We start from the raw sequence: 26,093 nt of genomic DNA, 5'->3' as shown, positions 1-26,093 counted from the left end.
CGTGATGGTCGGACGGAGCCGGGACATGGTGGTCGAGCCCGTGGCCGGTACGCGGGAAGCGGCGGAGGACGGGCCGGTCCCTGCGGCGGTGACGGGCAGCGCCGCCGACGTGCTCGGAGGCTATCTGCACGGGCGCGCGGCGGAGTTCCTGCGCGCACTGCGCGCGCACGCCCGGGGAGCGGGCGGAGCAGGGGCTCCCGGCGGCGGGACGGGCGGTTCCGGCGACGGGACGGGCCCCGATGCCGCAGCCGGCCCGGAGCGGGACGGTACGGCGCAGGCCGTGGACGGTCTGCGGGCGGCGGCGCGCCGGCTGGGCGGCACGCTGCTGACCTACCGGCCGCTGCTCGACGCGGCGTGGGCCGACGGCCTGCGTACCGAACTGAGCTGGCTGGCGGGCACGCTGGGCCGCGAGCACGCGTACGCGGCGCGACTGGAGCGGCTGCTGGGCGCGCTGCACCGGCTGGCGGGCCCCTCCTCGTCGGTGCAGGACCCCGGGGGGCCGGACGCCGGGGACCGGTCTGCCGGGCCTCCCGTGCGGGCGGGGGACCGGGCCGGGGCGGCGGCGCGGGCGAACAGCGCGCTGCCGGTGGGTGCGGCCCGCGCGGGCGCGCTGCTGGACAGGCAGCTGACCCTGGCCAGGACGCGCGCCCACTCGGCGGCGCTTCAGGCTTTGGGCTCCGCCCGCTTCCACGCTGTCGCGGACGCGGTGGCGCTGCTGGCGTCGGAGGCCCCGTTCCGCGCGGACGAGGAGCGGATCGGGCTGCCCGCCCAGGCGGTTCTCGAACCGCTGGCCGAGCAGGCGCGCCGCCGGCTGGCCGACGCCGTCGCCGCGCTCCCGCTGTCCCGTGCGGGCGCGCCGTACAACGCGGAGGGGCTCGCGCGGTCGCTGACCACCGAGGCCCGGCAGGACGCGGCGTGGGACCAGGTGCGGGTGCTGCTGCGGCTGTGCCGGTACGCCCAGGAGGTGCTGGAGACCCGGGGGGAGCCGGACGCGCGGACGCGGTCCGCAGGACAGGCGCTGGAGCGGCACCGGCAGGCGTCCGCCGCCGCGGCGGCAGCCGCCTCGGCCGCGGCGACTCCGCGCATCGCTCCGGCCACGGCCTACGCGCTCGGTGTGCTGCACGCCGATCAGCGCCACGAGGTCGAGGCCGCCCGCTTCGCCTTCGGCCACCACTGGGCGCCCGGCCTGCCGACATCCCCCGGCCCTGACGCCCTGTAGCGCGCCTCCTCGGCCCGCCCGGCGCCACCCGGTGGCGGCACGAGAGCGGCGGCCCCTTTGCGAGCGGTGCGGTCGGCTCGGCGCGGCCGTGGCGCGTGGCGGTCCGCGAGCGTGGGGTCAGCCTGGCGCGGCCGTGGCGCGTGGCGGTCAGCCTGGCGCGGTCGCACCGCGTGGCGGTCAGCTGGGCGCGGCCGCGCCGCGTGGCGCGAGCGCGTGCCAGTGCACGGTCAGCTCGCCCTGGCGCCAGCGGCGGGGGTCGTCGGCCAGTGGCCAGTCGGCGCTCAGCGCGCGGGCGGCGCGTATCCAGCGTTGGCGGGCGCCGAGTGCGCCGTAGGGGGCCGCGGCGGCCCAGGCGCGGTCGAAGTCGCGCAGGAACGCGTGCACGGGTTCGCCGGGCACGTTGCGGTGGATGAGCGCTTTGGGGAGGCGTTCGGCCAGGTCTGAGGGGGTGCCGAGGGTGGCGAGGCGGGCTGCGAAGGTGACCGTGCGGGGCCCTTCGGGGCCGAGCGCGACCCACACGTGGCGGCGGCCGATCTCGTCGCAGGTGCCTTCGACCAGCAGGCCGTCAGGGGCGAGCCGTGCGCACAGCCGCGCCCAGGCGGGCGCCACGTCCGCCTCCGGGTACTGGCGGAGCACGTTCGCGGCGCGGATCAGGCTCAGGCCGCGGCTTCCGCCGCGGGTGACGCCGCCGACGGGCAGCTCGAAGCCGCCCCGGACGAACGCCAGCCCGTCGCGCTCGTACGGGCGTGCGGCCGCGACCCGCTCGGGGTCGATCTCGACGCCGTAGACGTGCACGTCCCCGCGGACCGTCCGCAGCCGCTCCAACAGCTCGACGGCGGTCCAGGGCGCCGCACCGTAGCCCAGGTCGACGGCGGTGGGGTGGAGGAGGGAGCGGCGCAGCGCCGGGCCGTGCGCGGCGGCGATCCAGCGGTCCATCCGCCGTAGCCGGTTCGGGTTCGTCGTCCCGCGCGTGACCGTGCCGACGGGGCGGGACGGTGCGGCGGGACGTGCGGGCATGGCACGAGCATACGAGGGGCCGCGCCGGGCGCCTTCGGTCACGATTCGGCAAAGTGGGAAGAGGAGGCAACCTTTCCGCTGTTCTCCGTCGAGGGCCCGCGACACCCGGCTCCGCACCGTGAGCACATCCGCACCCGGAGGAGGCATCGGCACCGTGAGCCATTACGTGTCCCGGCTCGGTCAGCGGCGCGGCAGTCACCCGTCCCGGACGCACCAGTCCAGGAGCGCGCTGCTCAGGTTGTCCGGGGCCGCCCGCCGTGTCCGCAGGGTGGCCATGCTCAGCGTCCACACCTCCCCGCTGCACCAGCCGGGCACCGGCGACGCGGGCGGCATGAACGTCTACATCGTGGAGCTCGCCCGGCAGCTGGCGGCGCAGGGCACCGAGGTGGAGATCTTCACGCGGGCGACGACAGGCGCGCTCGAACCCACCGTCGAGCTGGTCCCAGGCGTGCTCGTCCGGCACATCGACGCGGGGCCCTACGAGGGGCTGTCCAAGGAGGAGCTGCCCGCGCAGCTGTGCGCCTTCACGCACGGCGTGATGCAGGTGTGGGCGGGGCACCGGCCCGGCTACTACGACCTGGTGCACTCCCACTACTGGCTCTCCGGGCACGTCGGCTGGCTGGCGGCGCAGCGCTGGGGCGTGCCACTGGTGCACGCCATGCACACCATGGCCAAGGTCAAGAACGCCGCCCTCGCCGCAGGCGACACCCCGGAGCCGGCCGCCCGCGTCATCGGGGAGACCCAGATCGTGCGCGCCGCCGACCGCCTCATCGCCAACACGGCGGAGGAGGCCGGCGAGTTGATGCACCACTACGAGGCGCCGGCGGAGCGGACCGCCGTCGTCCACCCCGGCGTCAACCTCGACCGCTTCCGGCCCTCCGGCGCCCGCAGCGCGGCGCGGGCCCGCCTCGGGCTGCCTCCCGACGCCTTCATCCCCCTGTTCGCCGGACGCATACAGCCCCTCAAGGCCCCCGACGTGCTGCTGCGCGCCGCCGCCCTGCTGGTGGACGAGGACCCGTCGCTGCGCGGCCGCATGGTCGTCCCCGTCGTGGGCGGGCCCAGCGGCAGCGGCCTGGCCAAGCCCGAGGGGCTGCAGAAACTGGCGGCCCGCCTCGGCATCGCCGACCTGGTGCACTTCCGCCCGCCGGTGGGCCAAGAGCAGCTCGCCGACTGGTACCGGGCCGCGTCCGTGCTGGTGATGCCGTCCTACAGCGAGTCCTTCGGCCTCGTCGCCGCCGAGGCGCAGGCCTGCGGCACGCCCGTGGTGGCCGCCGCCGTGGGCGGGCTGCCCGTCGTCGTACGGGACGGCGACAGCGGTTTCCTCGTCGAAGGGCACGAGCCCGCCGGCTACGCACGGGCCCTGCGCCGCTTCCTCGACGACCCCGCGCTGACCGACAGGCTCGGTGCCGCGGCGGCCGCCCATGCCCAGAACTTCGGCTGGGGCGCGGCGGCCGAGGCGACCGCCGAGGTGTACGCCGCCGCGTCGCAGGAACGGCGCCGTCGCCTACGATCGCCGCATGGGTGAGGTTGCTGCCGCCGCCAGGGCGACGATCGAGCGGACGCTGACGGACGCCGAGCTGGAGTGGGAGAGTCCGGCGGAGGGCACCTACGTCGTCACGCTCCCCGGCACCCGCAAACTCCAGACCACCTGCTCGCTGGCCGTCGGCGCCCACTCCCTGTCGGTCAACGCCTTCGTGGTCCGCAACCCCGACGAGAACCACGCGGCGGTCCACCGGTGGCTGCTGGAGCGCAACACCCGGCTCTACGGCGTCGCCTACGCCGTCGACAGCCACGGCGACATCTACCTCGCGGGACGGCTGCCGCTGGCCTCCGTCACCCCCGACGAGGTCGACCGCCTCCTCGGCAGCGTCCTGGAGAACGCGGACGGTTCGTTCAACACGCTGCTGGAGATGGGCTTCGCCACCGCCATCAAGAAGGAGTACGCGTGGCGTACGGCGCGCGGCGAGTCGACCCGCAACCTGGACGCGTTCACGCACCTGACACGGAAGCCGGAGCGGTAGCAGGTCGCCCGTCGGCTACTTCTCCGACAGCGCCAGCAGGGACCTGGGGGCGCGGGCCGTGAGCACCACTCCGGGGCCCCAGGTGTGCCTGCCGTCGATGGCCAACAGGTCCGGGATCACCGAGACGGCTCTGGAGAGCTTGCCGTTGTACTCGAACACCAACAGGTTGCCCGCGTCGTAGTACCGCTTGCCGTCGAGCACCGGCTCGCCCACCGCCCGCTCGACCTCCTCGGCCGTCGCCCCCTCGAAGAAGACGTGCACCTTCTCCCAGTTGAAGACCGTCAGATCCGCGAGCTTCGCGGTGCCGCCCTCCCGGCTCAGCTTCCGCAGCTTCTTCGACAACCCCTCGTCATAGGCCACCCCGGTCTTGCCGACGGCGGACTCGTACGACTCGCTCACCTTTTCCCCCGCATCCGCGCACCCGGCACACAGCAGCAATACCGCGGCACCCGCGGCGACCACGCCCCGCCTCAACTTCCGCTCCCCGCTCCACTGCGCTCGCCACTGCCCGAGCCGCCGCTGTCCGTGTAACCGGAGACCTGGTCCTTCTCGGCCTCGGGCGCTCCCAGCGTCGGGTCACCCGTCCCGTCGGGGCCCACCTGGTCGCTGAAGGCCAGCCTGCCCCCGCCCTTGGGTATGACCACCATGTCACCGCCCCGTACGGCCTTCTCGACGAGGTCGGCCAGTTCCTCCTCGGACGCGTCGGGGTGCGCCTGGGCGATCCGCCTGCCGACCTCGTTGTTGTACAGGTCCATCGCCTCCCGCTCGGCGGGGTTCCCGGGGCGGGCCTCGTGAGCGAGGGTGTACTTCTCCGTCCACTCGGCGCCGTACTTCTTCGTCATCAGCGCGTTCCAGTAGGAGTGGCGGAACGCGTCGTTGTGGTCGTCGTTCCGGTCGTCGCTGGAGAACCGGGCGTCGGCGGTGTCGAACGCGTTCTCCTTGATGCCGTTGAAGGCGGGCAGGCCGGCCAGCCCCAGCTCGTCGAGCATGTCCGCCTCCGTCTCCGTCACGGTGACCGTGCTGAAGAGAGCGGCCCGCAGAATCCAGTTGCGGGGGTATCCGACGATGCCGCCGGGGTCGGGGCCCACCTGGTAGTCCTTGAGGATGCGGTCGAGGTCCTCCCGCGTCCCCGGGGGCGTGTAGTCGACCTTGCGGGGGTTGAAGCCGTTCATGCCCGCCGCGCGGCTGCCCGGCGGCGCGACGGCGGCCATCAGCGCCTTCTTGATCGCGGCGTCCGCCTCGTTGACGGCCTCGACAGCCGCCTCGACGGCCGTCTGCCAGTCCGCGACCTTGTCGTCCAGGGCCGACGCGAACGTGGGGTCGTGCCCCCTCGCCAGCCGCTCCCCCTCGTTGAGCTTCGTGGTGTCGAGCGTGACGCGGCCGCTGCCGTCCACGCTCATCTTGTCGTCCTCCGCCTCCGCCACCCGCTTGCCGAGGGCCTTCTTCCGCGCCACCAGGTCCTCGTACGCCTCGGTCAGCAGAGTGGCGATGCCCTCGGCCTGGCTCTTGGCGTTGCCGAACTCGCCCGAGGACACCGTGGCGACCTCGTCGAACGTCACCTTCGCGACCCCCGACCACTGGCTGTGCGTCACGTGGCCGCGCACATGGGTGTCGTAGTCGCGACGCAGCTCACCGAAGCGTTTGCTCATGCGTTTCCACGCGGCGGCGACGTCATCCAGTTCGGTCAGGTCGGCGGACATGATGTCGCGGAAAGAGAGCCTCATCGCGTGCGACCGCCCGCCTACTGAAGCGGCCGCAGGCCGGTGGGCCGGCCGCCCGGCAGGTCGGTGAGCAGCGGACCCTGGCCCGCGAGAAGGGCGTTGCGCACCAGCCCGTCACGCGTCTGGAAGAGCACCTTCGCACCGCGCAGCGCGTCCCGCTCCCCCTGCAAGCGCTGTTCGAGGTTGCGCACCTGCTTGCTCCACTCGCCCAGCACGTGCTCGACACCCTCCCAGGCCTGCCACAGCTGCATCGTGCCGCCGGGCTGTGCACGTTCGCTGCCGAGCATTCCGGGCGCCGGGTCCCGCGGCGGCTCACCGCCCATCGTGCCCGCGCCCCGCAGGTGCGGCAGCAACTGCTCCTCGACGTACTTCGCCGCGGCCTTCTTCGCCGCGGGGTCGGTGGCCAGCCGGTCGGCCCCACCGGGCCCCGTGCCGCCACCGCCGGTGTGCGCGGCCGAGTTGAGCCGCGTGTGCGCGTCCCGCCGGGCCTGGCCCTGCGCTATCAGCGCGTCCCACTCTGCCTTGAACGTTTCCACCCGTGTCCCTCAGTTCCGCCGTTCGTGGCGCGAGTCGCCATGATAGGCCGCGCGGCGGCGGTGTCATCTGCCGTGCCCAGGCGGCTGCTTCGGCCCCGACGGGCGAACACGTCGAAACAGGCGCGAAGAGCCGTGAACTTTTGTGGCGGGTGCCGCATCACATCTGACGGACGGGCTGGTACGGCTCGTGGCCCGCGGGAGGCGGGCGGGACGACGGTCGGCCGGCGAGCAGCCGTGACGAGGCAGGTGAGAGCAGTGGGCGAGGTTCGCAGCGAGGGTGCGGAGCGGAGTCGGCGTGGCCGTCGGGGCGGCGGTGCCGCGGACGAGGCGCGCGAAAGGCCCGGTGGGGGCCGTCGTTCCGTTGCCGCGGCGAGGGACGTGCTCTCCGCCCTCGCGCTCGTCGTGGGAGTCGTGCTGGGGATCGGTTCGTGGCGCAGGTACCTCGCGCAGAGCGGGGCGCCGGAGGGCGGCGAGGCGGGGCCCGACCAAGGGCTGCCGCTGGTCGGGCCCCGGCACGCGAGCGAGCCGACGCCCGCGGCTGGCACCCCTGCGCACTGTTCCGGGGCCCGGCGTCCGGCCGGCGTACGGCAGCGGGCGGCGGCCCCCGGCCGGAGCGCGGTGTCCGTATGACGGGACCGGAGTGCGGTGTCCGTGTGACGGGGCCGTGGCGGCGACCGGCCCGTTGAGGGAGCCGGTTGACACGGCTGTCCGCCGCCTGCGCACGAGGCGGCGGACAGCCGCTTGAAGCGGCCCTCTTGCCCTGGTCAGGCAAGAGGGCTCAGCAAGAGGGTTCAGCTGGGCCAGGTGCCGGTCAGGCGGTGGACGGTGGTGGCGCCACTGCGGTCCACCGCTGCCTTCACGGCGGCGAAGATGGCGCCCTGCAGGGCGGCGGCGAGGAGGATCTCCCGCCAGCCGCGATCCTGGTCGGTGGCGCCGGGGGCGTCCTCGTCGTGGCCCGTGACCTTCCAGATCCGTTTGAACAGCGCGCCGGACATGGCACCGCTGGCAGCACCGAGCGCCATGCCGACCGGCTTGTAGGCGACCTTTGCCGTGTTCATCTCAGTGCCTCCTGCTGCGGACGGCGAGGAGCACGGCGAGCACGGCCACGCCGGCGACGAGCGGCGCTCCGCCGCCCGCGCGGGTCATCTCGGCCGCGTGGTGGGCCTTGTCCCGCACCGGCTGGGGTGTCCGGTGCTGGATCCTGTCCCCCATCGTGTGGGCCTTCTCGGTCGCCTGGCTCCTGAGCTGCGTGGCCTTCTGCCGCGCCTGCGCACGCACGTCGGCGCGGGCAGCCAGCGCCTCGACGGTCTCGCCGAGTTCCCTGCGGGTTTCCTCCACCTGGGCGCGCAGCTCGTCGGGGGTCGGTTTGGCGCCGTGGCTGTGGGAGTTGCCGGTCATCGGTGCGACCTTTCCTTGATCTCGGTCACGTCGGCCTTCATGCTCTCGACGGCCCGTTCTGGCGTGGCCGGGGTGGCCTTGCTGATCTGCTGCTTGCCCACGAGGGCGAGCACGCCCGCCAGCACCAGCAGGGCGCCGGTCACGACGAGCGCGGCCAGCCACAGGGGCCAGACCAGGTTCAGCGCGACGATGCCGGTGGCGGTGCCGGCCAGCAGGGCGACGAAGCCGAACAGGGCCGCTCCGCCGAACATGCCGCCACCGAGGCCGAAGCGTTTGCCCTTCTGCTGCATCTCCGCCTGTGCGAGGTGCATCTCCTGGCGGGCGAGGTCGGAGATCTGTGCGGAGGCCTGTTTGACCAGCTCACCGACGGATTCCTCGGAGGTCCTCTTCCGGTGGCCGTCCTGGCGGACGTCCTGCGCCATGTCCTGCGGGGCCTCGCGGCGTACGTCCTGGCGGGCGTCCTGACGGAGGTCCTGGTCGGCCGGGGGCTTCAGGGTCGTACTCATGGGTCATAACCGCCTTTCGCAGCTCGGCCGGGTGCGAGCGGCGCCCAGCGCGGGCATCACCGTCCCCCGGCGTACCCAGGTGGGGACCGCCTATGCGGCCGTGCTCGGCGCCCGTGCCGAGCACGCGCGCACGTCGTCCCATGCCGTGCGGCGGATCGCCGCCCCCTCGCCGCGCTCCTCCGCGGTGCCGGTCGGGGAGTAACCGGACAAGGTGGTCACGAGCCGGCGGCCGGTGCGTGGCGCGCGGGGCCATGATGCGGGGATTGGGCGGGCCTGCGTGAGCCCTCACGTGCACCGCACAGGCCCCTATGCGACGGGTGCCGTGCCCGGTTCGGCCGTCCCCGGTTCGGCCGTCCCCGGCTCGGCCGTCCCCGGCTCGGCCGCTGCCGGGTCGGCGGCGGCCGCCGGCTCCGTGCCGGCGGGACCGGCGTCGCGCAGGCTGCGCAGCAGCAGCCCGTAGCCGGCCGCGGTGAGGGTGCCGATGACGGCGCTGGCCACCCACAGGGTGTCGGAGCCGAAGTGGTCGATGACGGTGCCGCCCAGCAGGGGGGCGCTCAGGGAGGCCACGGACCAGGAGAGCGTGTACATGCCCTGGTAGCGGCCTCGTCCGTGGGCGGGGGAGAGGCGTACGACCAGGCCCATCTGGGTGGGCGAGTTGATCATTTCGCCGACTGTCCACACCGCGACGGCCACCGCGTAGAACGCCGCGGACCCGGCGAACGCGTTCAGCCCGAAGCCGTACCCCGTCAGCAGCGCCGAGACGATCAGCAGCCTGGCGGGGTCGCGGTGCTCGATGAAGCGGGTGAGGGGGAGCTGGAGCGCGACGATGAGGACGCCGTTGAGGGCGATGACGGTGCCGAAGTCGGTGCTGGTCAGGCCGTGTTCGCCCATGGAGATGGGCAGGGAGACGAAGGCCTGCTGGATGAGGGTGGCGAGCAGCAGGTTGAGCGCGACGACGGCCATGAAGCGCTTGTCCCGCACCACCGTGGCCAGGGAGACGGCGGCGGCCTCGCGCCCGTCCGCGGTGTGCGCGGGGGCGGCCGGCGCTTCGGGCCGGGACTCGGGCAGTTTCGCGAAGACGACGACGGCTGTGACCAGCACCATCGCCGCCTCGCCGAGGAACAGCAGGTGGTAGCTGTACTGGGCGATGAGTCCCGCGCTGGTGGAGGAGACGGCGAAGCCCAGGTTGATCGCCCAGTAGTTGAGGCTGAACGCCCGCACCCTGTCCTCGGGGGCGACGATGTCGGCCATCATCGCCTGCACGGCGGGGCGGGAGGCGTTGGAGGCCATGCCGACGAGTCCGGCGACGGCCGCGATCGCGACGGGGTGGGTCACCAGGCTGAGCGAGGCGACGGAGGCGGCCGTCGCGACCTGGGCGGCCAGCATGGTCGGCCGCCGTCCCAGCCGGTCGGTGAGCACACCGGCGCCGAGGGAGGAGAGGACACCGCCGAGCCCGTAGAGCGCGCCGACGAGTCCCGCGTACGAGGCGGAGAAGCCGCGTTCGGCGGTCAGGTAGAGGGCGAGGAAGGTCGCCACGAAGGCGCCGAGCCGGTTGACGAGCGTGCTGGTCCACAGCCACCAGAACTGGCGGGGCAGTCCGCCGACGCTCTCGGCGGCAGCTTGTTTCAGACCTCGGAAAGACACCTTCGCGCCCATGACCGCTCCCCCCTGGCTCACACGCGCCTCACGCGACGGCCCGCGACGACGCTCCGCGCCGATGTAAGCGTCTCAGCGCGAAGTGCACGTTACTCACAGGCGTGGCGAGGTGACCAGTGCATTACCGGAAGCGGTCAATCGACGCCGTGGAAGGGGGTCACCTGGCGGAGGCCAGCCCCCAGTCGCGCGTGATGTACGCCGTCGAGCAGAGCGTGTCCAGGAAGTAGGCGCCGGCCCGCCCGCATCCCTCACCGGGCTTCACGGGTGTGCCGTGGCCCATTCCGTTCACGGTGTAGCCGCGCACGACGACCTGGCCGCTGCCGTCCCGGTAGTCCGACTGCGTGGTGGATCCGGGCAGTTCGTGGGTGGCGTCGGCCGTCTGGTCGGCGCCGAGGACGTTCGTCCACTGCTTGACGGACTCGGTGGCGTTGCGCGGTACGACGGTGTAGTCGGCACTTCCGTGCCAGACGGAGACGGTGGGCCGCCGCCCCTGGTAGCCGGGGTGGGCGGCGCGGACGAGGTCGCCCCACTGGGCAGGGGACTTGGTGACGCCGGGGTTCTGGCACGTGAACGCCCCGGGCAGCGAGGTCGCACAGCCGTGCGGCAGACCGCCGATGACGGCGCCGCCGGCGAACACGTCGGGGTAGGCGGCCAGCAGCGCCGACGTCATGGCGCCCCCGGCCGAGAGCCCGGTGACGTAGACGCGGGAGGCGTCCGCGTCCAGGTCCCCTACCGTGCGCTCCACCATCTGCCGGACGGACAGCGCCTCTCCGCCGTCCCGCGCGGTGTCCGAGGACTGGAACCAGTTGAAGCACCGGCTGCCGTTGTTGGCCGTCTCCTGCTGCGGGGCGACCACGGCGAACCCCTGTGCGTCGGCGGCCTGCTGCCAGCCCGCACCGTCGAAGTACGTGGCCGCGTCCTGTGTGCAGCCGTGCAGGACGACGACCACGGGACGCCCGGCGCCCAGCCCCTCGGGCACGTAGCGGTACATGGACAGGGCACCGGGATTGGATCCGAAGTCGGTGACGGGTTCGAGGGAGGCGGCCGCCCGGCCCGGCGCCGCGTCCGTGCGCACGTGGGCGCCCGTGCGTACGTCGGTGCTCGTGCGCGCGTCGGTGCCCGCACTCACGGCGGTGCCCGTGTGCACGGCGGCGAGGGCGAGGGTGGCCAGCAGGAGGGAGGCGGTGCGCAGGGGTGAGCGCAGGGAGGATCGCATGGCGGTGCCCTTCCGAGTGGGGTCGGAGCGGGGGTGCGGGATGCTCCGTACGGTAGGGGCCGAACCCGGGTGGGCGAACGTGCGTGCCGGCCACCGGCGTTGTGCGGCAGATGTGGGGTCCCCACATTGCCCGGCACGCGGGGGCCGGGCCCCGCCCGTACCGACAGGAGGAGTACGCGTGAGCATCCGTACGGCCCGTACCGGCACCGCCCCCGCCCCCGGCGGCGGCGCACTCGCCTTCACCCACTGGCCGGGGGCGGACGGCAGCGCGTCCGCCGACACCCCCGCGCTGATCGCGCTGCACGGCATCACCGCCAACGGCCGAGCGTTCGACGCCGTCGCCGACGCCCTCGGCGCCGCCCTCCCCTGTGCCTCGCTCTACGCCCCCGACCTGCGCGGACGCGCCGCGAGCGCCGACCTGCCCGGTCCTTACGGGCTCGCCGCGCACGTCGCCGACGTGCTGGCGCTGCTCGACCACCTCGGGCAGCGGCGCGCCGTGCTGATCGGCCACTCCATGGGCGGCTTCGTCGCGGCGCTCGCCGCCACCCGCCACCCCTCCCGGGTGGCCGGCACGGTGCTGGTGGACGGCGGGCCGCCCTTCCCGGGTACGGGCGCGGCCGGGGGAGACAGCGGAGCCGGGGAAACCGGGGAAGCCGGGGGAGTCGGGGAAGCCGGCGCGGCGGACGAGGGGGCCATCGACGCGCAGCTCGAGGCCGTCATCGGCCCGGCCATGCGGCGCCTGTCGATGACCTTCCCCGACCGGGACAGCTACGCCGAGTTCTTCCGCGGCCACCCCGCCATCCGGCCGCTGTGGAACGACGACGTGCGGGCGTATGTCGACCGCGACCTCGTCGGTACCGAACCCGAGCTGCGCAGCAGTTGCGTGCGGGAGGCCGTACGGGCCGACGGGCGCGGCGTGCTCGTCGAGCCGCTGCTGCGCACGGCGCTGCGCGAGCCCGGCCCGCCCGCCGTCTTCCTGTGGGCCGAGCGCGGAATGCTGGACGAGCCGCGGGGGCTGTACGGGGCGGAGCACCCGGCGGGCTTCGGACTGCACCCCGAACGGGTGGCGTCGCGACGCGTCGACGGCGTCAACCACTACTCGATCGTGATGGCCGCCGAGGGGGCGCGGGCGGTGGCCGAGGCGGCGGCGGAGGTGACCCGACGGGCAGCGGCCTGACGCGGTGGGAGCGTACCCGCGGCACACAGGAGGCCCGCGAAGTATGGGCGCGGGTCACACCCGTGCGGCCGGGGACCGCGCCTAGGCTGGCGCCCATGACGCCTCAGCCCGAGCCCCCGCAGGCCGAGTCCCGGCAGGCCGAGTCCCGGCAGGCCGAGTCCCGGCAGGCCGAGTCCCGGCAGGCCGAGCCCCCGCGGGCCGCCTCCCCGCAGGCCGCCTCCCGTGCTGTCATTCTCGACCTGACCGGCCGTACCGCCCTGGTCACGGGCGCGGCCGGCGGTATCGGCCGGGCGTGCGCCCTGCGGCTGGCGGCGGCCGGGGCCCGGATCCGGGCCCTGGACGTGGACCCCGAGGGGCTCACGGCACTCGCCGAGGAGGTGGCACGGACGGCCGGCCCCTCGGCCGAGGCCGTCGAGGTCCACCCCCTCGACCTGACGCGGGACGCCGGGCTGGACGCCGCCGAACGCGCGGCCGACGGCGCCGACGTGCTCGTCAACGCGGCCGGCACGCAACTCGTCCGGCCCCTCGAACAGTTCCCGCCCGAGGCGTTCCGCACGATGCTCACTCTCATGCTGGAGGCCCCGTTCCGCACCACGCGCGGCGCGCTGCCGGGCATGTACGCGCGGGGATTCGGCCGGATCGTGCACATCTCCTCCGTCCACGGGCTGCGCGCCTCGGCGTACAAGTCGGCGTACGTGGCGGCCAAGCACGGTCTCGAAGGGCTGTCGAAGACGACGGCGCTGGAGGCAGCCGAGCACGGGGTGACCTCCAACTGCGTCAACCCCGCCTACGTGCGGACCCCGTTGGTGGAGCGGCAGATCGCCGACCAGGCGGAGGCGCACGGCATTCCGCCCGAGCGCGTCGTCACCGACGTCCTGCTCGCCGACTCGGCGCTCAAGCGGCTGCTGGAGGTGGAGGAGGTCGCCGAGGCCGTCGCCTACCTGTGCACTCCGGCCGCCTCCTTCCTCACGGGTTCTTCCCTGCCCCTCGACGGCGCCTGGACCGCGCACTGACCCTGTGCCCATGCGCCCCACGAGCCACCCGTCAACCGCCGACGGCGGACCCGACGACCACGCCGACGCCTGCCTCGGGTACCTCGAACTCCTCACCCGGGGCGCCCCGCCCGAGGCGTACGACGCTCCCGCGGCGCACGCGGCACCGGACCACGGCGGTTCCGCCGCCGCACGCGGCAAGCACCTCGCGCTGCGCATCCGCGCGGAGCTGGAGGGCAGGCGGCGGCGCGAGGCCGAACTGACCGCGCTCTTCGAGACGGTGCACGACCTGGCAGGGCTGCGCGACGTGGACGACGTGCTCCAGGCGATCGTGCAGCGCGCCCGCCGCCTGCTGTCCACCGAGGTCGCCTACATGACGCTCACCGACCCCGAGCGCGGCGACACCTACATGCGGGTCACCGAAGGCTCGGTCTCGGCCCGCTTCCAGCAACTGCGGCTCGGCATGGGCGAGGGGCTGGGCGGACTCGTGGCGCAGACGGCCCGCCCCTACGCCACCCAGGACTACCCGCGCGACGCCCGCTTCCAGCACACCCACCCCATCGACAGCGGCGTCGGAGAAGAGGGCCTCGTCGCCATCCTGGGGGTGCCGCTGCTGCTGCGCGGCCGTGAGGTCATCGGCGTGCTGTACGCGGCCGACCGCCGCGAGCGCGTCTTCGAGCCCGAACAGATCGCGCTGCTGCGCTCGTTCGCCGCGCACGCCGCCGTCGCCCTCGACAACACCCGGCTGCTGACCGAGACCACGCAGGCCCTGGCCGGACTCCGCGCCGTCAACGCGACCATCCGCCGCGCCTCCGACGTCCACGACCGCCTCACCGAACTCGTCCTGCGCGGCGGCGGCGTTTCGGATGTGACCCGGGCGCTGGCCGAAGTGCTCGGCGGCGCCGTCGAGTTCGCGGACAGCGGCGGTCCGGCCGCCTGGGAAGCCGCTGTCGCGCGCTCCCGCCGCGACGGGCACGCCGTACGCCAGGACGACACCTGGGTGGCCGCCGTCACCGCGGGCGGCGAACCACTCGGCGCGCTGCTGCTGCACGGCCACCCCGAGCTCGCGCCCGTCGACCAGCGCACTCTGGAGCGCGCCGCGATGGTCACCTCGCTGCTCCAGCTCGCGCGCCGGTCCGCGGGCGAGGCCGAGCAGCGGGTGCGCGGCGAGCTCCTCGACGACCTGCTGGACGCCGCACACCGCGACCCCCACCTGCTGCGCGACCGTGCCGCCCGGGTGGGCGCCGACCTGGACGTCCCCCACACGGTGCTCGCCGTGCGCCTCGACCCCCCGACCGGACGCGGCCCCCTCGTCCCCGACGAGGGCGAGGGGGACAGGCAGCGCCTGTGGTCGGCTGCCGGACACCTCGCCGCCACCCGGCACGGCCTGGCCGCCACCCGCGACGGCGGCCCCGTCCTCCTGCTCCCCCTCCCCCCGTCACCGGCCTCCGACCGCCAGCCCCACGCCGACCGCCAGCCCCACGCCGACCACCGGGACGACGGCAACGACCTCCCCGGCCCGCCCACCCGCCCTGCCCCACCCGCCGGGGCGGGGCGCACCGGAGCCGCAGCGCCCGCGGGGGGCGCCACGCCCGCAGGGGGTGCGGCCGGTGCGGGAGACGGCGAGGCCGTCTCCCGTATCGCACGGCAGGTCGCCGCCGAGCTGGGCCGGGCCGTGGGCGGACCGGTCACGGCCGGCGCCTCCGCGCCCGTACCCGCACCCGCCGACCGACCGGGCTCGGTCGCCGCCGCCTATCCGGAGGCCCGGCGCTGCCTGGACGCGCTCAGCCTGCTCGGCCGGCGCGGTGAGGGCGCGGCCGCCTCGGACCTCGGTTTCCTCGGGCTGCTGCTGACGGACACCCGGGACGTCACCGGCTTCGTCCGCCGCACCCTGGGGCCGGTTCTCGACTACGACGCGCAGCGCGGCACCGGCCTGGTCGCCACCATGGACGCGTACTTCTCGTGCGGCATGAGCCCCGTCCGCGCCAAGGACGTGCTGCACGTCCACGTCAACACCGTCGCCCAGCGGCTGGAGCGGGTGGCCCGGCTGCTGGGCGACGACTGGCAGGCGCCGCACCGCACGCTGGAGGTGCAGCTGGCGCTACGGCTCCACCGGCTGGCGGGAGCCGTCGGCGGCTGAGGGAGGGGGCGCCGTCTCGCCCGCGCCCCCAGGGGCGCGGGCGGCCGCACCCGGGCGCGCGGCACCGTCCGGCTCGCCCACCTCGTTCAGATCGCGGTGGCGTGTCTCGTCCGCGCACGCCAGGGCGACGACGGTCAGCAGCGCGGCCGCGATCACGTACAGGGACACCATCGCGGAGCCGTCGAACGCGGCCAGCAGCGCGGTCGCGATCATCGGCGCGGGCGCTCCGGCCGCCACCGAGGAGAACTGCGCCCCGATGGAGGCGCCCGAGTACCGCATCCGGGTCGCGAACAGTTCGGAGAAGAACGCCGCCTGCGGCGCGTACATCGCCCCGTGCAGCACCAGGCCGACCGTGACGGCGAGGGCGATCAGGGGGAATTTCCCGGTGTCGAGCAGCGCGAAGAACGGGAAGATCCAGGCGCCGACGCCGAGCGCGCCCAGCAGGTAGACGGGCCGGCGGCCCACCCGGTCGGAGAGGCCGCCCCACAGCGGGATGACGCAGAAGTGGACGGCGGAGGCGAGCAGCACGGCGTTCAGTCCTGTCTGCTGCGACAGGCCGAGGTGGTCGGTGAGGTAGACGAGGATGAAGGCGGTCAGCACGTAGAAGCTGATGTTCTCCGCCATGCGGGCGCCCATCGCGACCAGCACGTCACGCCAGTGGTGCCGCAGCACGGCGAGCAGCGGCAGCTCCTCGTCCGCGGCGTCGGCCTGCTGTTTGCGGGCCTCGGCGCGGGCCCTGGCCTCCTTGAAGACGGGTGACTCGTCCACCGCGAGGCGGACCCACAGCCCGACCACCACCAGCACCCCGGACAGCAGGAACGGCACCCGCCAGCCCCAGCTCTCGAACGCGCTGTCGGTCAGCAGCGCGGTGAGCACCGCCAGCACACCGGTCGCCAGCAGCTGTCCTGCCGGTGCGCCCGTCTGCGGCCACGAGGCCCAAAAGCCGCGCCGCCTGGCGTCCCCGTGCTCGGACACCAGCAGCACCGCTCCGCCCCACTCGCCGCCCAGCGCGAACCCCTGCACCAGGCGCAGCGTCGTCAGCAGCACGGGCGCGAACGAGCCGACCGTGGCGTGCGTGGGCAGCAGCCCGATGGCGAACGTCGCGCCGCCCATCATCAGCAGACTGATGACCAGCAGCTTCTTGCGGCCGATCCGGTCCCCGTAGTGACCGAAGACCAGGGCGCCGACCGGGCGGGCCGCGAAGCCGACCGCGTAGGTGAGGAAGGAGAGCAACGTGCCGACCAGCGGATCGGAGTCCGGGAAGAACAGCGTGTTGAAGACCAGCGCGGCGGCCGAACCGTAGAGGAAGAAGTCGTACCACTCGATCGTGGTGCCGACGAGGCTCGCCGCGACGATCCGCCGCAGCGAACGGGCGGCGGGCGGCGCGGCGTCCGAGGACGCCGAGGGGGACGAAGAAGGGGGAACCATGCCGCCGCACGCTAGGGAAACCGGCCACCGCTCCCCATGTGGCCGCACCCCACACTTCGCCGCCCGACGGTGAGGCCCGCACCCACCCTCGCTCCCCGCCGACCGGCCGGCGCGTAGGCTTCCGGGTATGGCCGACGCACCGTACAAGCTGATTCTGCTCCGCCACGGCGAGAGCGAGTGGAACGCCAAGAACCTGTTCACCGGCTGGGTGGACGTCAACCTCACCGAGAAGGGCGAGAAGGAGGCGGTCCGCGGCGGCGAGCTGCTCAGCGACGCCGGCCTGCTCCCCGACGTACTGCACACCTCCGTGCAGAAGCGCGCCATCCGCACCGCGCAGCTCGCGCTGGAGTCCGCGGACCGCCTGTGGATCCCCGTCCGCCGCTCCTGGCGGCTCAACGAGCGCCACTACGGTGCGCTCCAGGGCAAGGACAAGGCGCAGGTCCGCGACGAGTTCGGCGAGGAGCAGTTCATGCTCTGGCGCCGTTCCTACGACGTGCCGCCGCCCCCGCTGGAGGACGGCGCCGAGTTCTCGCAGAGCGACGACCCCCGCTACGCGGGCGTCCCCAGCGAGCTGCGGCCCCGCACCGAGTGCCTCAAGGACGTCGTCCAGCGGATGCTGCCGTACTGGTTCGACGGCATCATCCCCGACCTGATGGCCGGCAAGACCGTCCTGGTCGCCGCCCACGGCAACTCGCTGCGCGCCCTGGTCAAGCACCTGGACGGCATCTCCGACGAGGACATCTCAGGCCTCAACATCCCCACCGGCATCCCGCTCTCCTACGACCTGGACGCCGACTTCCACCCCGTCAACCCGGGCGGCACCTACCTCGACCCGGACGCCGCCAAGGCCGCCATCGAAGCCGTCAAGAACCAGGGCAAGAAGAAGTAACGCAGACGCGACCACGGCCCCCGCCTGCGGAGTCGCCGCGAGTGGGGGCCGTGGTTGTGCCTGTGGGAGCCCTGGCCATGGTGCTGACTGCGCCAGCGCCGGCGCGTCACCTACGAGGGCTTCACGAAGGACGCCAGGTTCTCGGCGATCTCGCCGATCTCAAGCCGACTCTGAGAAACCTTGAGAACGAAGGCTTCCGCCTTGTCCTCGTCCAGCGGCTCGGCAAGCTCGTACCCGTTGAGGTCCAGGAAGACGATGGCCGTCGCCCATCCAGTGCGCTTGTTGCCATCGATCAGGCTGTGGTTGCTGGCAACAGAGTGCAGAAGAGCAGCAGCCTTCTCGAACAGACCGGGATACGCGTCTTGACCGAAGGCGCTGGAGCGGGGCCGCTGTACGGCAGAGGACAAAAGCCCCCAGTCCCGAATTCCCGGTCGACTACCGAGCGTGATTTCAGCGATGGAGAGGACGTCCTCTTCATCCAGATACTCGGTGATGTGGGAACTCCGGGCTACTTGGTGGCCAGACGCTTGTTGAGGCCGGCGGAAATCCTCGCCGTGCGCAGAGCGGCGGCACGCACCTTCCGACGGCGCAGTTCAGCGAGAACAGTGTCGTGCGCGAGAGACTTCACGCTGGTGCCCTCCTGGGACGCAGCCTCGCGGACTTGAGCCATTTCTTCTTCGCTGAACGTCACGTTCAAAGCAGGCATGAGGCCTCCCTTCTCGCCTTAGGTACCCGTTCTGGTACCAGGCTACCAGGCCGTCCCGGAGCCCTCGACGGCCCGCGCGGTCGGTCAGGGCGGGGCCCTGACCTGTCGAACCGGTCAGGGCCCCGCCCCGTATCCCGTGGGGGTCTCGCGCACACGCGCGTCCGGGCCGGCGGGTGTGCGGTGCGGTCAGCCGCAGGAGCCGCCGCACGAGCAGGCGCCGCCGGACTGGCAACCGCATCCGCAGCCGGCACCGCATCCGCACGCCCCCAGCAGGGGCAGCTCCCGCACTTCCCGTGGGGCGGTCTGCGGCCGTTCGGCCGGGGTGTGGAGCGGCTTCGGGGAGTCAGCCATCTTTCCCTCCTCAGCAGGGCAGTCATGGACGGGCATGACACCGCCCATTGCACGCCCCACTGCCATGGGCGCATCAAGGGCGCGCGGGTGCACACCCACCCCCCCCGGACCGTGGCCGACCCCCGGCCACCCAGGCTCTCGGCCGACCGCCGGACCCCCGCTCAGCGCCTCACCGGCCCTCACCCGAACCCGCCGCACCGCTGTCCGCCGCGGCACCACCGGCTGCGGCACCACCCGCCGCGGCACCACCCTTCACCGCACTGCCCGCCGCGGCGGAACCTGCCGCGGCGCCCGTCGCCGCGGCCAGTGCCGGGTCGATCTCGTCGGCGTAGTCCCCCGTCACCAGGTAGACGACGCGGCGCGCGACCGACACCGCGTGGTCGGCGAACCGCTCGTAGTAGCGGCCCAGCAGCGTGACGTCCACGGCGGTCTCGATGCCGTGCCTCCAGCGGTCGTCCATCAGGTGCTGGAAGAGGGTGCGGTGCAGCAGGTCCATCGCGTCGTCGTCTTGCTCCAGCTGCAGGGCCAGGTCGACGTCCTTGGTGATGAGGACCTCGGCGGCCTTGGCCATCAGCCGCTGGGCGAGCTGGCCCATCTCCAGCAGCGTCGCCTGGAGGTCCTGCGGCACGGCGGACTCCGGATAGCGCAGCCGGGCGACCTTGGCCACGTGCTGGGCCAGGTCCCCCGAGCGCTCCAGGTCGGCGCTCATCCGCAGCGAGGTGACGACGATCCGCAGGTCGGTGGCGACCGGCTGCTGCCGGGCCAGCAGCTGTATCGCCCGGGTCTCCAGGTCGCGCTGGAGGTCGTCGACCTTCTCGTCGGCGGCGATGACGCTCTCGGCGAGCTTGAGGTCCGCGTCCAGCATCGCCGTGGTGGCGCGCCCGATCGCGGAGCCGACGAGCCTGGCCATCTCGACCAGGCTGTCCCCGATCGAGTCCAGCTCCTCGTGGTACGCGTCCCGCATGGCTGTCCTTCCCTCGCACTGTTTCGACCGGAGGCCCGGGTACCGGTGCCCCCGGGGGCCTCACGGTGGCCCCCACGCTTACACGGTGCGCCCGAAATGCGACCGGTTCGGCCCTCCACGGTGAACCAGAGGCGCCGTGCGGGTAAACACTGGGCGACAGCTGTTGCGGGCTGCCCCTCCTGGGCTGGGGGTGTGTTCGGCGGGGCGCATAACCTGGCTGTATGGACGTGAATGCGGCGGTCGCCGCGGCAGCAGCGATCGCCGGTGTGTGCACCGGCGTGATCGCGATGCTGGCGTTCCGCTGGAGCGAGCGGGAGCAGGCCCGCCCGACCCGTACCTCCTCCTCGCTGCACACCGGCCCCGGGCTTCCCCCGGGCGTCGACACGGTTCTGTCGGTGCTGCGCTCCTCGGCCGTCGTGCTGGACGAGAGCGACGCCGTCGTCAAGGCCAGCTCGGCCGCCTACGCGCTGGGCCTGGTGCGCGGCGGCAGGCTCGGTATCGAGCCGATGCTCCAGATGGCGCGGGACACCCGGCGGGACGGTGAGATACGCCAGGTCGAGCTGGACCTGCCCCGGCGCGGTACCGGAAGGGGTGATGCCCTGGCGGTCTCCGCGCGGGTCGCTCCGCTCGGCTCCCGGCTGGTGCTCCTGCTGGTGGAGGACCTGACGGAGGCCCGCAGGATCGAGGCGGTGCGGCGCGACTTCGTGGCGAACGTCAGCCACGAGCTCAAGACCCCGGTGGGGGCGCTCTCGCTCCTCTCGGAGGCGGTGCTGGACGCCTCCGAAGAGCCGGAGGCGGTGCAGCGCTTCGCCGGGCGCATGCAGAACGAGGCCACGCGGCTGACGAACCTGGTCCAGGAGCTGATCGACCTCTCGCGGGTGCAGAACGACGACCCGTTGGAGGACTCCGAATCGGTCCGCGTCGACGAACTGGTGACCGAGGCGATCGAGCGCAGCCGGCACAGCGCCGAGGGCAAGCAGATCACGCTGCTGGCCGGAGGCGCCGAAGGCCTGCACGTGTGGGGGAACAGGGGGCAGCTCGCCGCCGCGCTCGGCAACCTCGTCGAGAACGCCGTCAACTACTCGCCGGCCCGCACCCGCGTCAAGGTCGCGGGCCGCCGCACCCAGGAGGGCGGGGAGGACCTCATCGAGATCGCCGTCACCGACCAGGGCATCGGGATCTCGGAGCGCGACAAGGAGCGGATCTTCGAACGCTTCTACCGCGTCGATCCGGCCAGGTCCCGTGCCACCGGCGGCACCGGGCTCGGCCTGTCCATCGTCAAACACGTGGCCGCCTCGCACGGCGGGGAGGTCACGGTGTGGAGCGCCGAGGGCCAGGGCTCCACCTTCACCCTGCGGCTGCCCGAGGCGGGCAGTGGGCGGGAGCAGGCCGCGCTGGAGAAGGCCGACCGGCTGGGCCGGAACCGCCTCTCCGGCGCATTGCAGGAACCGGCCGCCTTCGACGAGGAGGAGCGGCCGTATGTCGACCAGGCTGATGAACAACTTTCCGCCCCGGAGGTCCTCCCGTGACCCGAGTGCTCGTCGTCGAGGACGAGGAATCGTTCAGCGACGCACTGTCGTACATGCTCCGTAAGGAAGGCTTCGAGGTCGCGATCGCGGCCACGGGCCCGGAGGGGCTGGACGAGTTCGAACGCAACGGCGCCGATCTGGTGCTGCTCGATCTGATGCTGCCAGGACTGCCCGGCACCGAGGTCTGCCGCCAGCTGCGCGGCCGCTCCAACGTCCCCGTGATCATGGTGACGGCCAAGGACAGCGAGATCGACAAGGTCGTCGGTCTGGAGATAGGCGCGGACGACTACGTCACCAAGCCGTTCTCCTCCCGCGAGCTGGTCGCCCGCGTCCGCGCGGTGCTGCGCCGCCGCGGTGAGCCGGAGGAGGTCACCCCCGCGGCCCTGGAGGCCGGTCCTGTCCGGATGGACGTGGACCGGCACGTGGTGACGGTCGGCGGCGGCAAGGTGGATCTTCCGCTCAAGGAGTTCGACCTGCTGGAGATGCTGCTGCGCAACGCGGGCCGGGTGCTGACCAGGATGCAGCTGATCGACCGGGTCTGGGGCGCCGACTACGTCGGGGACACCAAGACCCTAGACGTCCACGTCAAGCGGCTCAGAGCCAAGATCGAACCGGACCCGGGCGCCCCGCGCTACCTGGTGACGGTGCGCGGACTCGGCTACAAGTTCGAGCCGTAAACGGGCCCCGTGACGCGACGGGAGGCCGCACCCCACCAGGGGCGCGGCCTCCCGTCGCGTCGGCGTCGGGGCGCGGCTCGGTGCCCGGCGTGCGCGCCGCCCTACTCGGTGGCGTCCGCGGGCGACGAGGCGGAGTCCGAAGGCTGTCCCTGACCGCCCTGCTCGCCCTGCCGGCCCTGCTCCTGCTGCTGTCCGGAGCCGGTCCCGCCCTCCTGGCCCTCTCCGCCCTCGCCCGGCTTGTCACCGGGACCGGCGGTCTTTGAGGACGAGGCCGAGGAACCCGGCTTCGGGCCCTGGCTGGACGGCGACGCGCTCGGGCCCACCGTCTTGTAGGCGCCCTTGGCGGGGAAGACCGCGGCCTTCAGCTTGACCGCGCCGGTGCTGCTGAGATCGAAGGTGACCTGCTGGGCGTTGCCGTCCCTGACGCCCGCCCGCTTCGCGTCGGTGAGCAGCGCCGAGGCCTCGCCCTTGCCGCCGAGCTCCAGCGAGCCCCCGGCCGGGACGACCAGTTTCCTCTCGCCCTTGGCCGGGCTGAGCTCGGCGCGGGTACCGCTGACCGAGACACCCTTGAGGGTCTGGTCCTTGGTGCCGTCGTTGAAGATCCGCGCCGTGACGGTCGCTTCGCCGGTGCCGTGCGTGCCGGTCACGACGTTGGCGTTCTGGATCTTGATGGTCCCGACGTGCGTCGCCGCGTTGTCGGGCTTGATCTCCAGCGTCTGCGCGTCGTTCCCCGCGCCACAGGCGGTCAGCGAGATAGCGGCGAGCGCGAGGGTGGTGGCGGCGAGGGTGCCGCGACGAAGGCTGCTGCTCACGGCGGCGGCAACTCCTTGGCGGGCCAGGGCGGCGGCACGCTGCTGAGCACGGGAGGCTCCGGAGCGTTGCCGGTCGCGTACGGATGGGCTTGGCGTGCGCGCTCAGGTTACCGACAGCCCGGGGAGGCCCCGCACCCGACCCTCCGACCCACCCACCACCGACCGCCACCGACCACCGCCCCACGGGACAGCCGCACGGGACCGTCGCCCGTTCGGTGCCGCCTGGCGCCCGCCCGGGGTCCGCCCGGTGCCCGCCCGGGGTCCGAATAGCCGGCCGATAGCCGTGGCGAGCTCCCCACCAGGGCGCGACGGTGTTCGGGTGGGCTCCGTGCGGGGGATTCCGGGGAATGCGGAAGGTTGATGAAGAATTGATCAACAGGTTCTTACACCGCCATTGATCAATTCTTGGGAAAGCCGGAAGACCGTACGAAGAGGCCGCTCCCTACAGTCGGACAAATCGGTCACTGTGGACGTGTCGTGAGTCTCTCGCGGAGGTCGATCGTCCTCGTTTGCGAAGGTGCGCAGAACCGCTCCCACCTGCGAATACCCGCTTGCATTGACCGTCCGCAGCACGATAGAGGGCCGCTTGTCAAGCCCCGAGATATGCCCTGACCTGCGAAAACGCCATTCAGAAGACGTCGTTGCCGTGTTACCCTGGATAGCCACGGAAGGGGTACCTGACACATGACGTTCAAGGTTGGCGACACCGTGGTCTATCCCCATCACGGGGCCGCGCTGATCGAGGCTATCGAAACTCGCCAGATCAAAGGCGTGGACAAGACCTACTTGGTTCTGAAGGTTGCGCAGGGCGATTTGACGGTGCGCGTGCCGGCGGACAATGCGGAGTTCGTGGGTGTACGTGACGTCGTCGGTTCGGACGGGCTGGACAGGGTCTTCGAGGTGCTCCGCGCGCCGTATGCCGAGGAGCCGACCAACTGGTCCCGCCGCTACAAGGCGAATCTCGAGAAGCTCGCGTCCGGCGATGTGATCAAGGTGGCCGAGGTGGTACGCGACCTGTGGCGCCGGGAGCGCGAGCGCGGCCTCTCCGCAGGTGAGAAGCGGATGCTGGCCAAGGCCCGCCAGATCCTGGTGAGCGAGCTCGCCCTGGCGGAGAACACGAACGAGGACAAGGCCGAGGCGCTTCTCGACGAGGTTCTCGCTTCCTGATCCACGGACCGTCCCGACCCACGGACTGTCCCACCGGAGGGACGTACGGTCCCGCCGGACGGAACGCTCCAACGGTTGACGTGCTGCAACGACTGTGCGCAGGCGACTGTCCGCAGTTCCACAATGCCGCGGTGCCCGGATGACCTCAGTCGTCGCCGGGCGCCGCGGCATATGTGGTGATATGGGGCGACAGAACCCACACCGTCCGAAGGACGGCCGTCTCTTGCGTGCCGGGCCCGGGCTGCACACTCGACCGGTGTTCACGGAAGGGCCCGATCGAGTGGTCGCGCCCGGCACTACCTCCAACCTACGGTCGGGGTACCCCCTGGCCATACCCACCCCGGCTGAGGACACAAACCCTGAACGCGCTACCGATGTCAATCGAATCCACAGACTCCGCCCCTTCCGCTGATCCGCGTCCCACGGGTGACGCCGGCCCCCGCACGGCCGTGGTGATCCCCGCCGCCGGCAGGGGCGTACGGCTCGGCCCGGGAGCGCCCAAGGCGCTGCGCGAGCTGGGCGGTACGCCCATGCTCATCCACGCGGTCCGGGCGACGGCGCGGGCCCGCACCGTCGGACTGGTCGTCGTCGTCGCGCCGCCGGACGGCGCCCCGGAGGTCCGCTCCCTGCTGGACGCGCACGAGCTGACCGGCGTCGCCGTCGTACCCGGCGGCGACACCCGCCAGGACTCCGTGCGGCTCGGCCTCGCCGCGCTGCCCGACACCGTCGAGACGGTGCTCGTCCACGACGCGGCCCGCCCCCTGGTCCCGCACGAGACGGTCGACGCCGTCGTCGCCGCCGTACGCGACGGCGCGCCCGCGGTGGTGCCCGCGCTGCCCGTCACCGACACCGTCAAGCAGGTCGACCCCCGCACCGACGCGGAACCCGAGCCCGTGACCGGCACCCCCGACCGCGCCCGCCTGCGCGCCGTGCAGACCCCGCAGGGCTTCGACCGCACGATCCTGGCCCAGGCACACGCCCGGCTGGCCGCCGAGGGCGAGGGCGCCACCGACGACGCCGGCATGGTCGAACGGCTCGGCGTCGAGGTCGTCGTCGTGCGCGGCCACGAGGAGGCCTTCAAGGTGACCCGCCCCCTCGACCTGGTTCTGGCCGAGGCGGTACTGGCACGCAGGAAGGCGAACGTTGAGTACTGAGCACACCGCCGCACACGCGGCCGCCCGCGCCGCCGGGCACGCCGCGCGCCCCCCGCTGCCCCTCGTCGGCATCGGCACCGACGTGCACGCGTTCGAGGAAGGCCGCGAGCTGTGGTGCGGCGGCCTCCTGTGGGAGGACGAACCGTACGGTCTCGCCGGGCACTCCGACGGAGACGTGGCCGCCCACGCGGCGTGCGACGCACTCTTCTCCGCCGCGTCCCTGGGAGACCTCGGCACCCACTTCGGCACCGGCAGGCCCGAGTGGTCCGGCGCCTCCGGCGTCACCCTCCTCGCCGAGGCCGCGCGCATCGTGCGCGACGGCGGCTTCGAGATCGGCAACATCGCCATCCAGGTCATCGGCGTCCGCCCGAAGATCGGCAAGCGCCGTGCGGAGGCGGCCGCGGTCTTGACCGCGGCCGCCGGTGCGCCCGTCTCCCTCGCGGGCACCACCACGGACGGGCTCGGCCTCACCGGCCGCGGGGAGGGCCTCGCGGCCCTGGCCACCGCCCTCGTCCTCCCCACCCCCTAACCCGACCCACCACCGACGACGGGCAGACCCGCCCCCACACCGCTACGGAGGGCACGCGCCCTCTCCCCGCAGCTGCGGCGAGAAGCCACGCTCCTTCCCGCGGCTGCGGCGGGGCCGCCTTTTTCCGCCGCAGCGGCGGTGAGCCACGACGCACGTGCTCGGCGGTTTGCACGGGCCGCTGCCAGCCGTCTGTTGCGGCGAGGGGGCACGCTCCTTCCCGCCGCAGCGGTGATGAGCCACGCTCCTTTCCGCTGCTGCGGCGGGAAGCCACGCTCCCTCCTGCTGCTG

At 73.2% G+C, this 26,093-nt stretch carries 28 protein-coding genes; 13 read left to right on the top strand and 15 right to left on the bottom strand.

From position 1 onward, the window contains the following. Window positions 1-25 precede the first annotated feature (25 nt). Window positions 26-1,219 carry a CHAD domain-containing protein gene (locus tag MMF93_RS15290; protein WP_242751854.1) on the top strand — a complete coding sequence of 398 codons (1,194 nt, stop codon included), beginning with the start codon at window positions 26-28 and terminating at the stop codon, window positions 1,217-1,219. Between the two features lie 177 nt (window positions 1,220-1,396). Here MMF93_RS15290 and MMF93_RS15285 read toward each other — a convergent pair whose 3' ends face one another. Beyond that, complete coding sequence (locus MMF93_RS15285; protein ID WP_242751852.1) at window positions 1,397-2,236, bottom strand: class I SAM-dependent methyltransferase; 840 nt, start codon at window positions 2,234-2,236, stop codon at window positions 1,397-1,399. Window positions 2,237-2,390: 154 nt separating this feature from the next. On the opposite strand from MMF93_RS15285, the gene mshA reads away from it, so the two are divergent. Together mshA and MMF93_RS15275 are read left to right on the top strand one after the other, a co-directional pair. Beyond that, complete coding sequence (mshA, locus tag MMF93_RS15280) at window positions 2,391-3,761, top strand: D-inositol-3-phosphate glycosyltransferase (protein WP_242751850.1); 1,371 nt, start codon at window positions 2,391-2,393, stop codon at window positions 3,759-3,761. Continuing rightward, the gene (locus tag MMF93_RS15275) at window positions 3,754-4,257 is read left to right on the top strand and encodes a type III secretion system chaperone family protein (protein ID WP_242751848.1); all 504 of its coding nucleotides are present in this window, start codon (window positions 3,754-3,756) and stop codon (window positions 4,255-4,257) included. The genes mshA and MMF93_RS15275 overlap by 8 nt, the downstream gene beginning before the upstream one ends. Window positions 4,258-4,272: 15 nt before the next feature. Here MMF93_RS15275 and MMF93_RS15270 read toward each other — a convergent pair whose 3' ends face one another. The 6 genes from MMF93_RS15270 to MMF93_RS15245 form a co-directional block, all read right to left on the bottom strand. After that, complete coding sequence (locus MMF93_RS15270) at window positions 4,273-4,731, bottom strand: hypothetical protein (RefSeq protein WP_242751846.1); 459 nt, start codon at window positions 4,729-4,731, stop codon at window positions 4,273-4,275. Next, window positions 4,728-5,981 (bottom strand): DUF6973 domain-containing protein, encoded by a 1,254-nt coding sequence (locus MMF93_RS15265; RefSeq protein ID WP_242751844.1) that lies wholly within the window; start codon window positions 5,979-5,981, stop codon window positions 4,728-4,730. The genes MMF93_RS15270 and MMF93_RS15265 overlap by 4 nt, the downstream gene beginning before the upstream one ends. 17 nt (window positions 5,982-5,998) lie before the next feature. Continuing rightward, window positions 5,999-6,514 carry a hypothetical protein gene (locus tag MMF93_RS15260; protein WP_242751842.1) on the bottom strand — a complete coding sequence of 172 codons (516 nt, stop codon included), beginning with the start codon at window positions 6,512-6,514 and terminating at the stop codon, window positions 5,999-6,001. Between the two features lie 791 nt (window positions 6,515-7,305). Continuing rightward, on the bottom strand, window positions 7,306-7,572 hold the full coding sequence (locus tag MMF93_RS15255; RefSeq protein ID WP_242751840.1) for a DUF4235 domain-containing protein: 267 nt from the start codon (window positions 7,570-7,572) through the stop codon (window positions 7,306-7,308). 1 nt (window position 7,573) lies between these two features. Continuing rightward, window positions 7,574-7,912, bottom strand: a complete 339-nt coding sequence (locus MMF93_RS15250) for a DUF3618 domain-containing protein (protein WP_242751838.1) — start codon at window positions 7,910-7,912, stop codon at window positions 7,574-7,576. After that, the gene (locus tag MMF93_RS15245) at window positions 7,909-8,334 is read right to left on the bottom strand and encodes a phage holin family protein (RefSeq protein WP_242757584.1); all 426 of its coding nucleotides are present in this window, start codon (window positions 8,332-8,334) and stop codon (window positions 7,909-7,911) included. The genes MMF93_RS15250 and MMF93_RS15245 overlap by 4 nt, the downstream gene beginning before the upstream one ends. A gap of 82 nt (window positions 8,335-8,416) precedes the next feature. On the opposite strand from MMF93_RS15245, the gene MMF93_RS15240 reads away from it, so the two are divergent. Beyond that, a complete protein-coding gene (locus MMF93_RS15240) occupies window positions 8,417-8,620 on the top strand; it encodes a hypothetical protein (protein ID WP_242751836.1) in 204 nt (67 codons plus the stop codon). Between the two features lie 104 nt (window positions 8,621-8,724). Here the strand turns inward: MMF93_RS15240 and MMF93_RS15235 are convergent, their stop codons facing one another. Together MMF93_RS15235 and MMF93_RS15230 are read right to left on the bottom strand one after the other, a co-directional pair. Then, window positions 8,725-10,074 carry an MDR family MFS transporter gene (locus MMF93_RS15235; RefSeq protein WP_242751834.1) on the bottom strand — a complete coding sequence of 450 codons (1,350 nt, stop codon included), beginning with the start codon at window positions 10,072-10,074 and terminating at the stop codon, window positions 8,725-8,727. A gap of 157 nt (window positions 10,075-10,231) precedes the next feature. Then, complete coding sequence (locus tag MMF93_RS15230; RefSeq protein WP_242751832.1) at window positions 10,232-11,290, bottom strand: extracellular catalytic domain type 1 short-chain-length polyhydroxyalkanoate depolymerase; 1,059 nt, start codon at window positions 11,288-11,290, stop codon at window positions 10,232-10,234. 178 nt (window positions 11,291-11,468) lie between these two features. Here MMF93_RS15230 and MMF93_RS15225 point away from each other — a divergent pair, with 178 nt between their 5' ends. The 3 genes from MMF93_RS15225 to MMF93_RS15215 all read left to right on the top strand — a co-directional run bounded on the left by MMF93_RS15225 (window position 11,469) and on the right by MMF93_RS15215 (window position 15,599). Continuing rightward, complete coding sequence (locus tag MMF93_RS15225) at window positions 11,469-12,467, top strand: alpha/beta fold hydrolase (RefSeq protein ID WP_242751830.1); 999 nt, start codon at window positions 11,469-11,471, stop codon at window positions 12,465-12,467. Between the two features lie 95 nt (window positions 12,468-12,562). Further along, window positions 12,563-13,480, top strand: coding sequence for a 3-hydroxybutyrate dehydrogenase (locus tag MMF93_RS15220; protein WP_242751828.1), 918 nt, complete (start codon window positions 12,563-12,565; stop codon window positions 13,478-13,480). A gap of 10 nt (window positions 13,481-13,490) precedes the next feature. Next, window positions 13,491-15,599: a helix-turn-helix domain-containing protein gene (locus MMF93_RS15215; protein WP_242751826.1), complete on the top strand. Its 2,109-nt coding sequence runs from the start codon at window positions 13,491-13,493 to the stop codon at window positions 15,597-15,599. Here MMF93_RS15215 and MMF93_RS15210 read toward each other — a convergent pair. Further along, window positions 15,561-17,027: an MFS transporter gene (locus MMF93_RS15210; RefSeq protein WP_242751824.1), complete on the bottom strand. Its 1,467-nt coding sequence runs from the start codon at window positions 17,025-17,027 to the stop codon at window positions 15,561-15,563. The genes MMF93_RS15215 and MMF93_RS15210 overlap by 39 nt on opposite strands. Before the next feature lie 127 nt (window positions 17,028-17,154). Here MMF93_RS15210 and MMF93_RS15205 point away from each other — a divergent pair, with 127 nt between their 5' ends. Continuing rightward, the gene (locus MMF93_RS15205; protein ID WP_114024329.1) at window positions 17,155-17,916 is read left to right on the top strand and encodes a phosphoglyceromutase; all 762 of its coding nucleotides are present in this window, start codon (window positions 17,155-17,157) and stop codon (window positions 17,914-17,916) included. Between the two features lie 110 nt (window positions 17,917-18,026). Here the strand turns inward: MMF93_RS15205 and MMF93_RS15200 are convergent, their stop codons facing one another. The 4 genes from MMF93_RS15200 to phoU form a co-directional block, all read right to left on the bottom strand. Further along, complete coding sequence (locus MMF93_RS15200) at window positions 18,027-18,398, bottom strand: type II toxin-antitoxin system death-on-curing family toxin (RefSeq protein WP_341483329.1); 372 nt, start codon at window positions 18,396-18,398, stop codon at window positions 18,027-18,029. Between the two features lie 26 nt (window positions 18,399-18,424). Beyond that, window positions 18,425-18,622, bottom strand: coding sequence for a hypothetical protein (locus MMF93_RS15195; protein ID WP_114024327.1), 198 nt, complete (start codon window positions 18,620-18,622; stop codon window positions 18,425-18,427). Between the two features lie 186 nt (window positions 18,623-18,808). Continuing rightward, complete coding sequence (locus tag MMF93_RS15190; RefSeq protein ID WP_242751822.1) at window positions 18,809-18,973, bottom strand: hypothetical protein; 165 nt, start codon at window positions 18,971-18,973, stop codon at window positions 18,809-18,811. Window positions 18,974-19,142: 169 nt separating this feature from the next. Beyond that, window positions 19,143-19,937 carry a phosphate signaling complex protein PhoU gene (gene phoU, locus MMF93_RS15185; protein ID WP_242751820.1) on the bottom strand — a complete coding sequence of 265 codons (795 nt, stop codon included), beginning with the start codon at window positions 19,935-19,937 and terminating at the stop codon, window positions 19,143-19,145. Window positions 19,938-20,158: 221 nt separating this feature from the next. On the opposite strand from phoU, the gene phoR reads away from it, so the two are divergent. Further along, window positions 20,159-21,466, top strand: a complete 1,308-nt coding sequence (gene phoR, locus MMF93_RS15180; RefSeq protein WP_242751818.1) for a two-component system sensor histidine kinase PhoR — start codon at window positions 20,159-20,161, stop codon at window positions 21,464-21,466. A 5-nt stretch (window positions 21,467-21,471) separates the two neighbouring features. Continuing rightward, window positions 21,472-22,143, top strand: coding sequence for a two-component system response regulator PhoP (phoP, locus tag MMF93_RS15175; RefSeq protein WP_479685630.1), 672 nt, complete (start codon window positions 21,472-21,474; stop codon window positions 22,141-22,143). Between the two features lie 101 nt (window positions 22,144-22,244). Here phoP and MMF93_RS15170 read toward each other — a convergent pair whose 3' ends face one another. After that, on the bottom strand, window positions 22,245-22,955 hold the full coding sequence (locus tag MMF93_RS15170; RefSeq protein ID WP_242751816.1) for a copper chaperone PCu(A)C domain-containing protein: 711 nt from the start codon (window positions 22,953-22,955) through the stop codon (window positions 22,245-22,247). Between the two features lie 684 nt (window positions 22,956-23,639). Between MMF93_RS15170 and MMF93_RS15165 the strand changes: the two genes are divergently transcribed. From MMF93_RS15165 to ispF, 3 genes are all read left to right on the top strand, one after another. Further along, on the top strand, window positions 23,640-24,122 hold the full coding sequence (locus MMF93_RS15165; protein ID WP_016472332.1) for a CarD family transcriptional regulator: 483 nt from the start codon (window positions 23,640-23,642) through the stop codon (window positions 24,120-24,122). Window positions 24,123-24,496: 374 nt separating this feature from the next. Beyond that, the gene (ispD, locus tag MMF93_RS15160) at window positions 24,497-25,276 is read left to right on the top strand and encodes a 2-C-methyl-D-erythritol 4-phosphate cytidylyltransferase (protein WP_242751814.1); all 780 of its coding nucleotides are present in this window, start codon (window positions 24,497-24,499) and stop codon (window positions 25,274-25,276) included. 55 nt (window positions 25,277-25,331) lie between these two features. Then, on the top strand, window positions 25,332-25,805 hold the full coding sequence (gene ispF, locus MMF93_RS15155) for a 2-C-methyl-D-erythritol 2,4-cyclodiphosphate synthase (protein ID WP_242757582.1): 474 nt from the start codon (window positions 25,332-25,334) through the stop codon (window positions 25,803-25,805). The last annotated feature ends 288 nt before the right edge of the window (window positions 25,806-26,093 follow it).

Source organism: Streptomyces tubbatahanensis, assembly GCF_022699385.1.
Taxonomy (GTDB): Bacteria; Actinomycetota; Actinomycetes; order Streptomycetales; family Streptomycetaceae; genus Streptomyces; species Streptomyces diacarni.
Note: the sequence above shows the minus strand (reverse complement) of the source record. Positions and strands in the feature narration are given on the sequence as shown.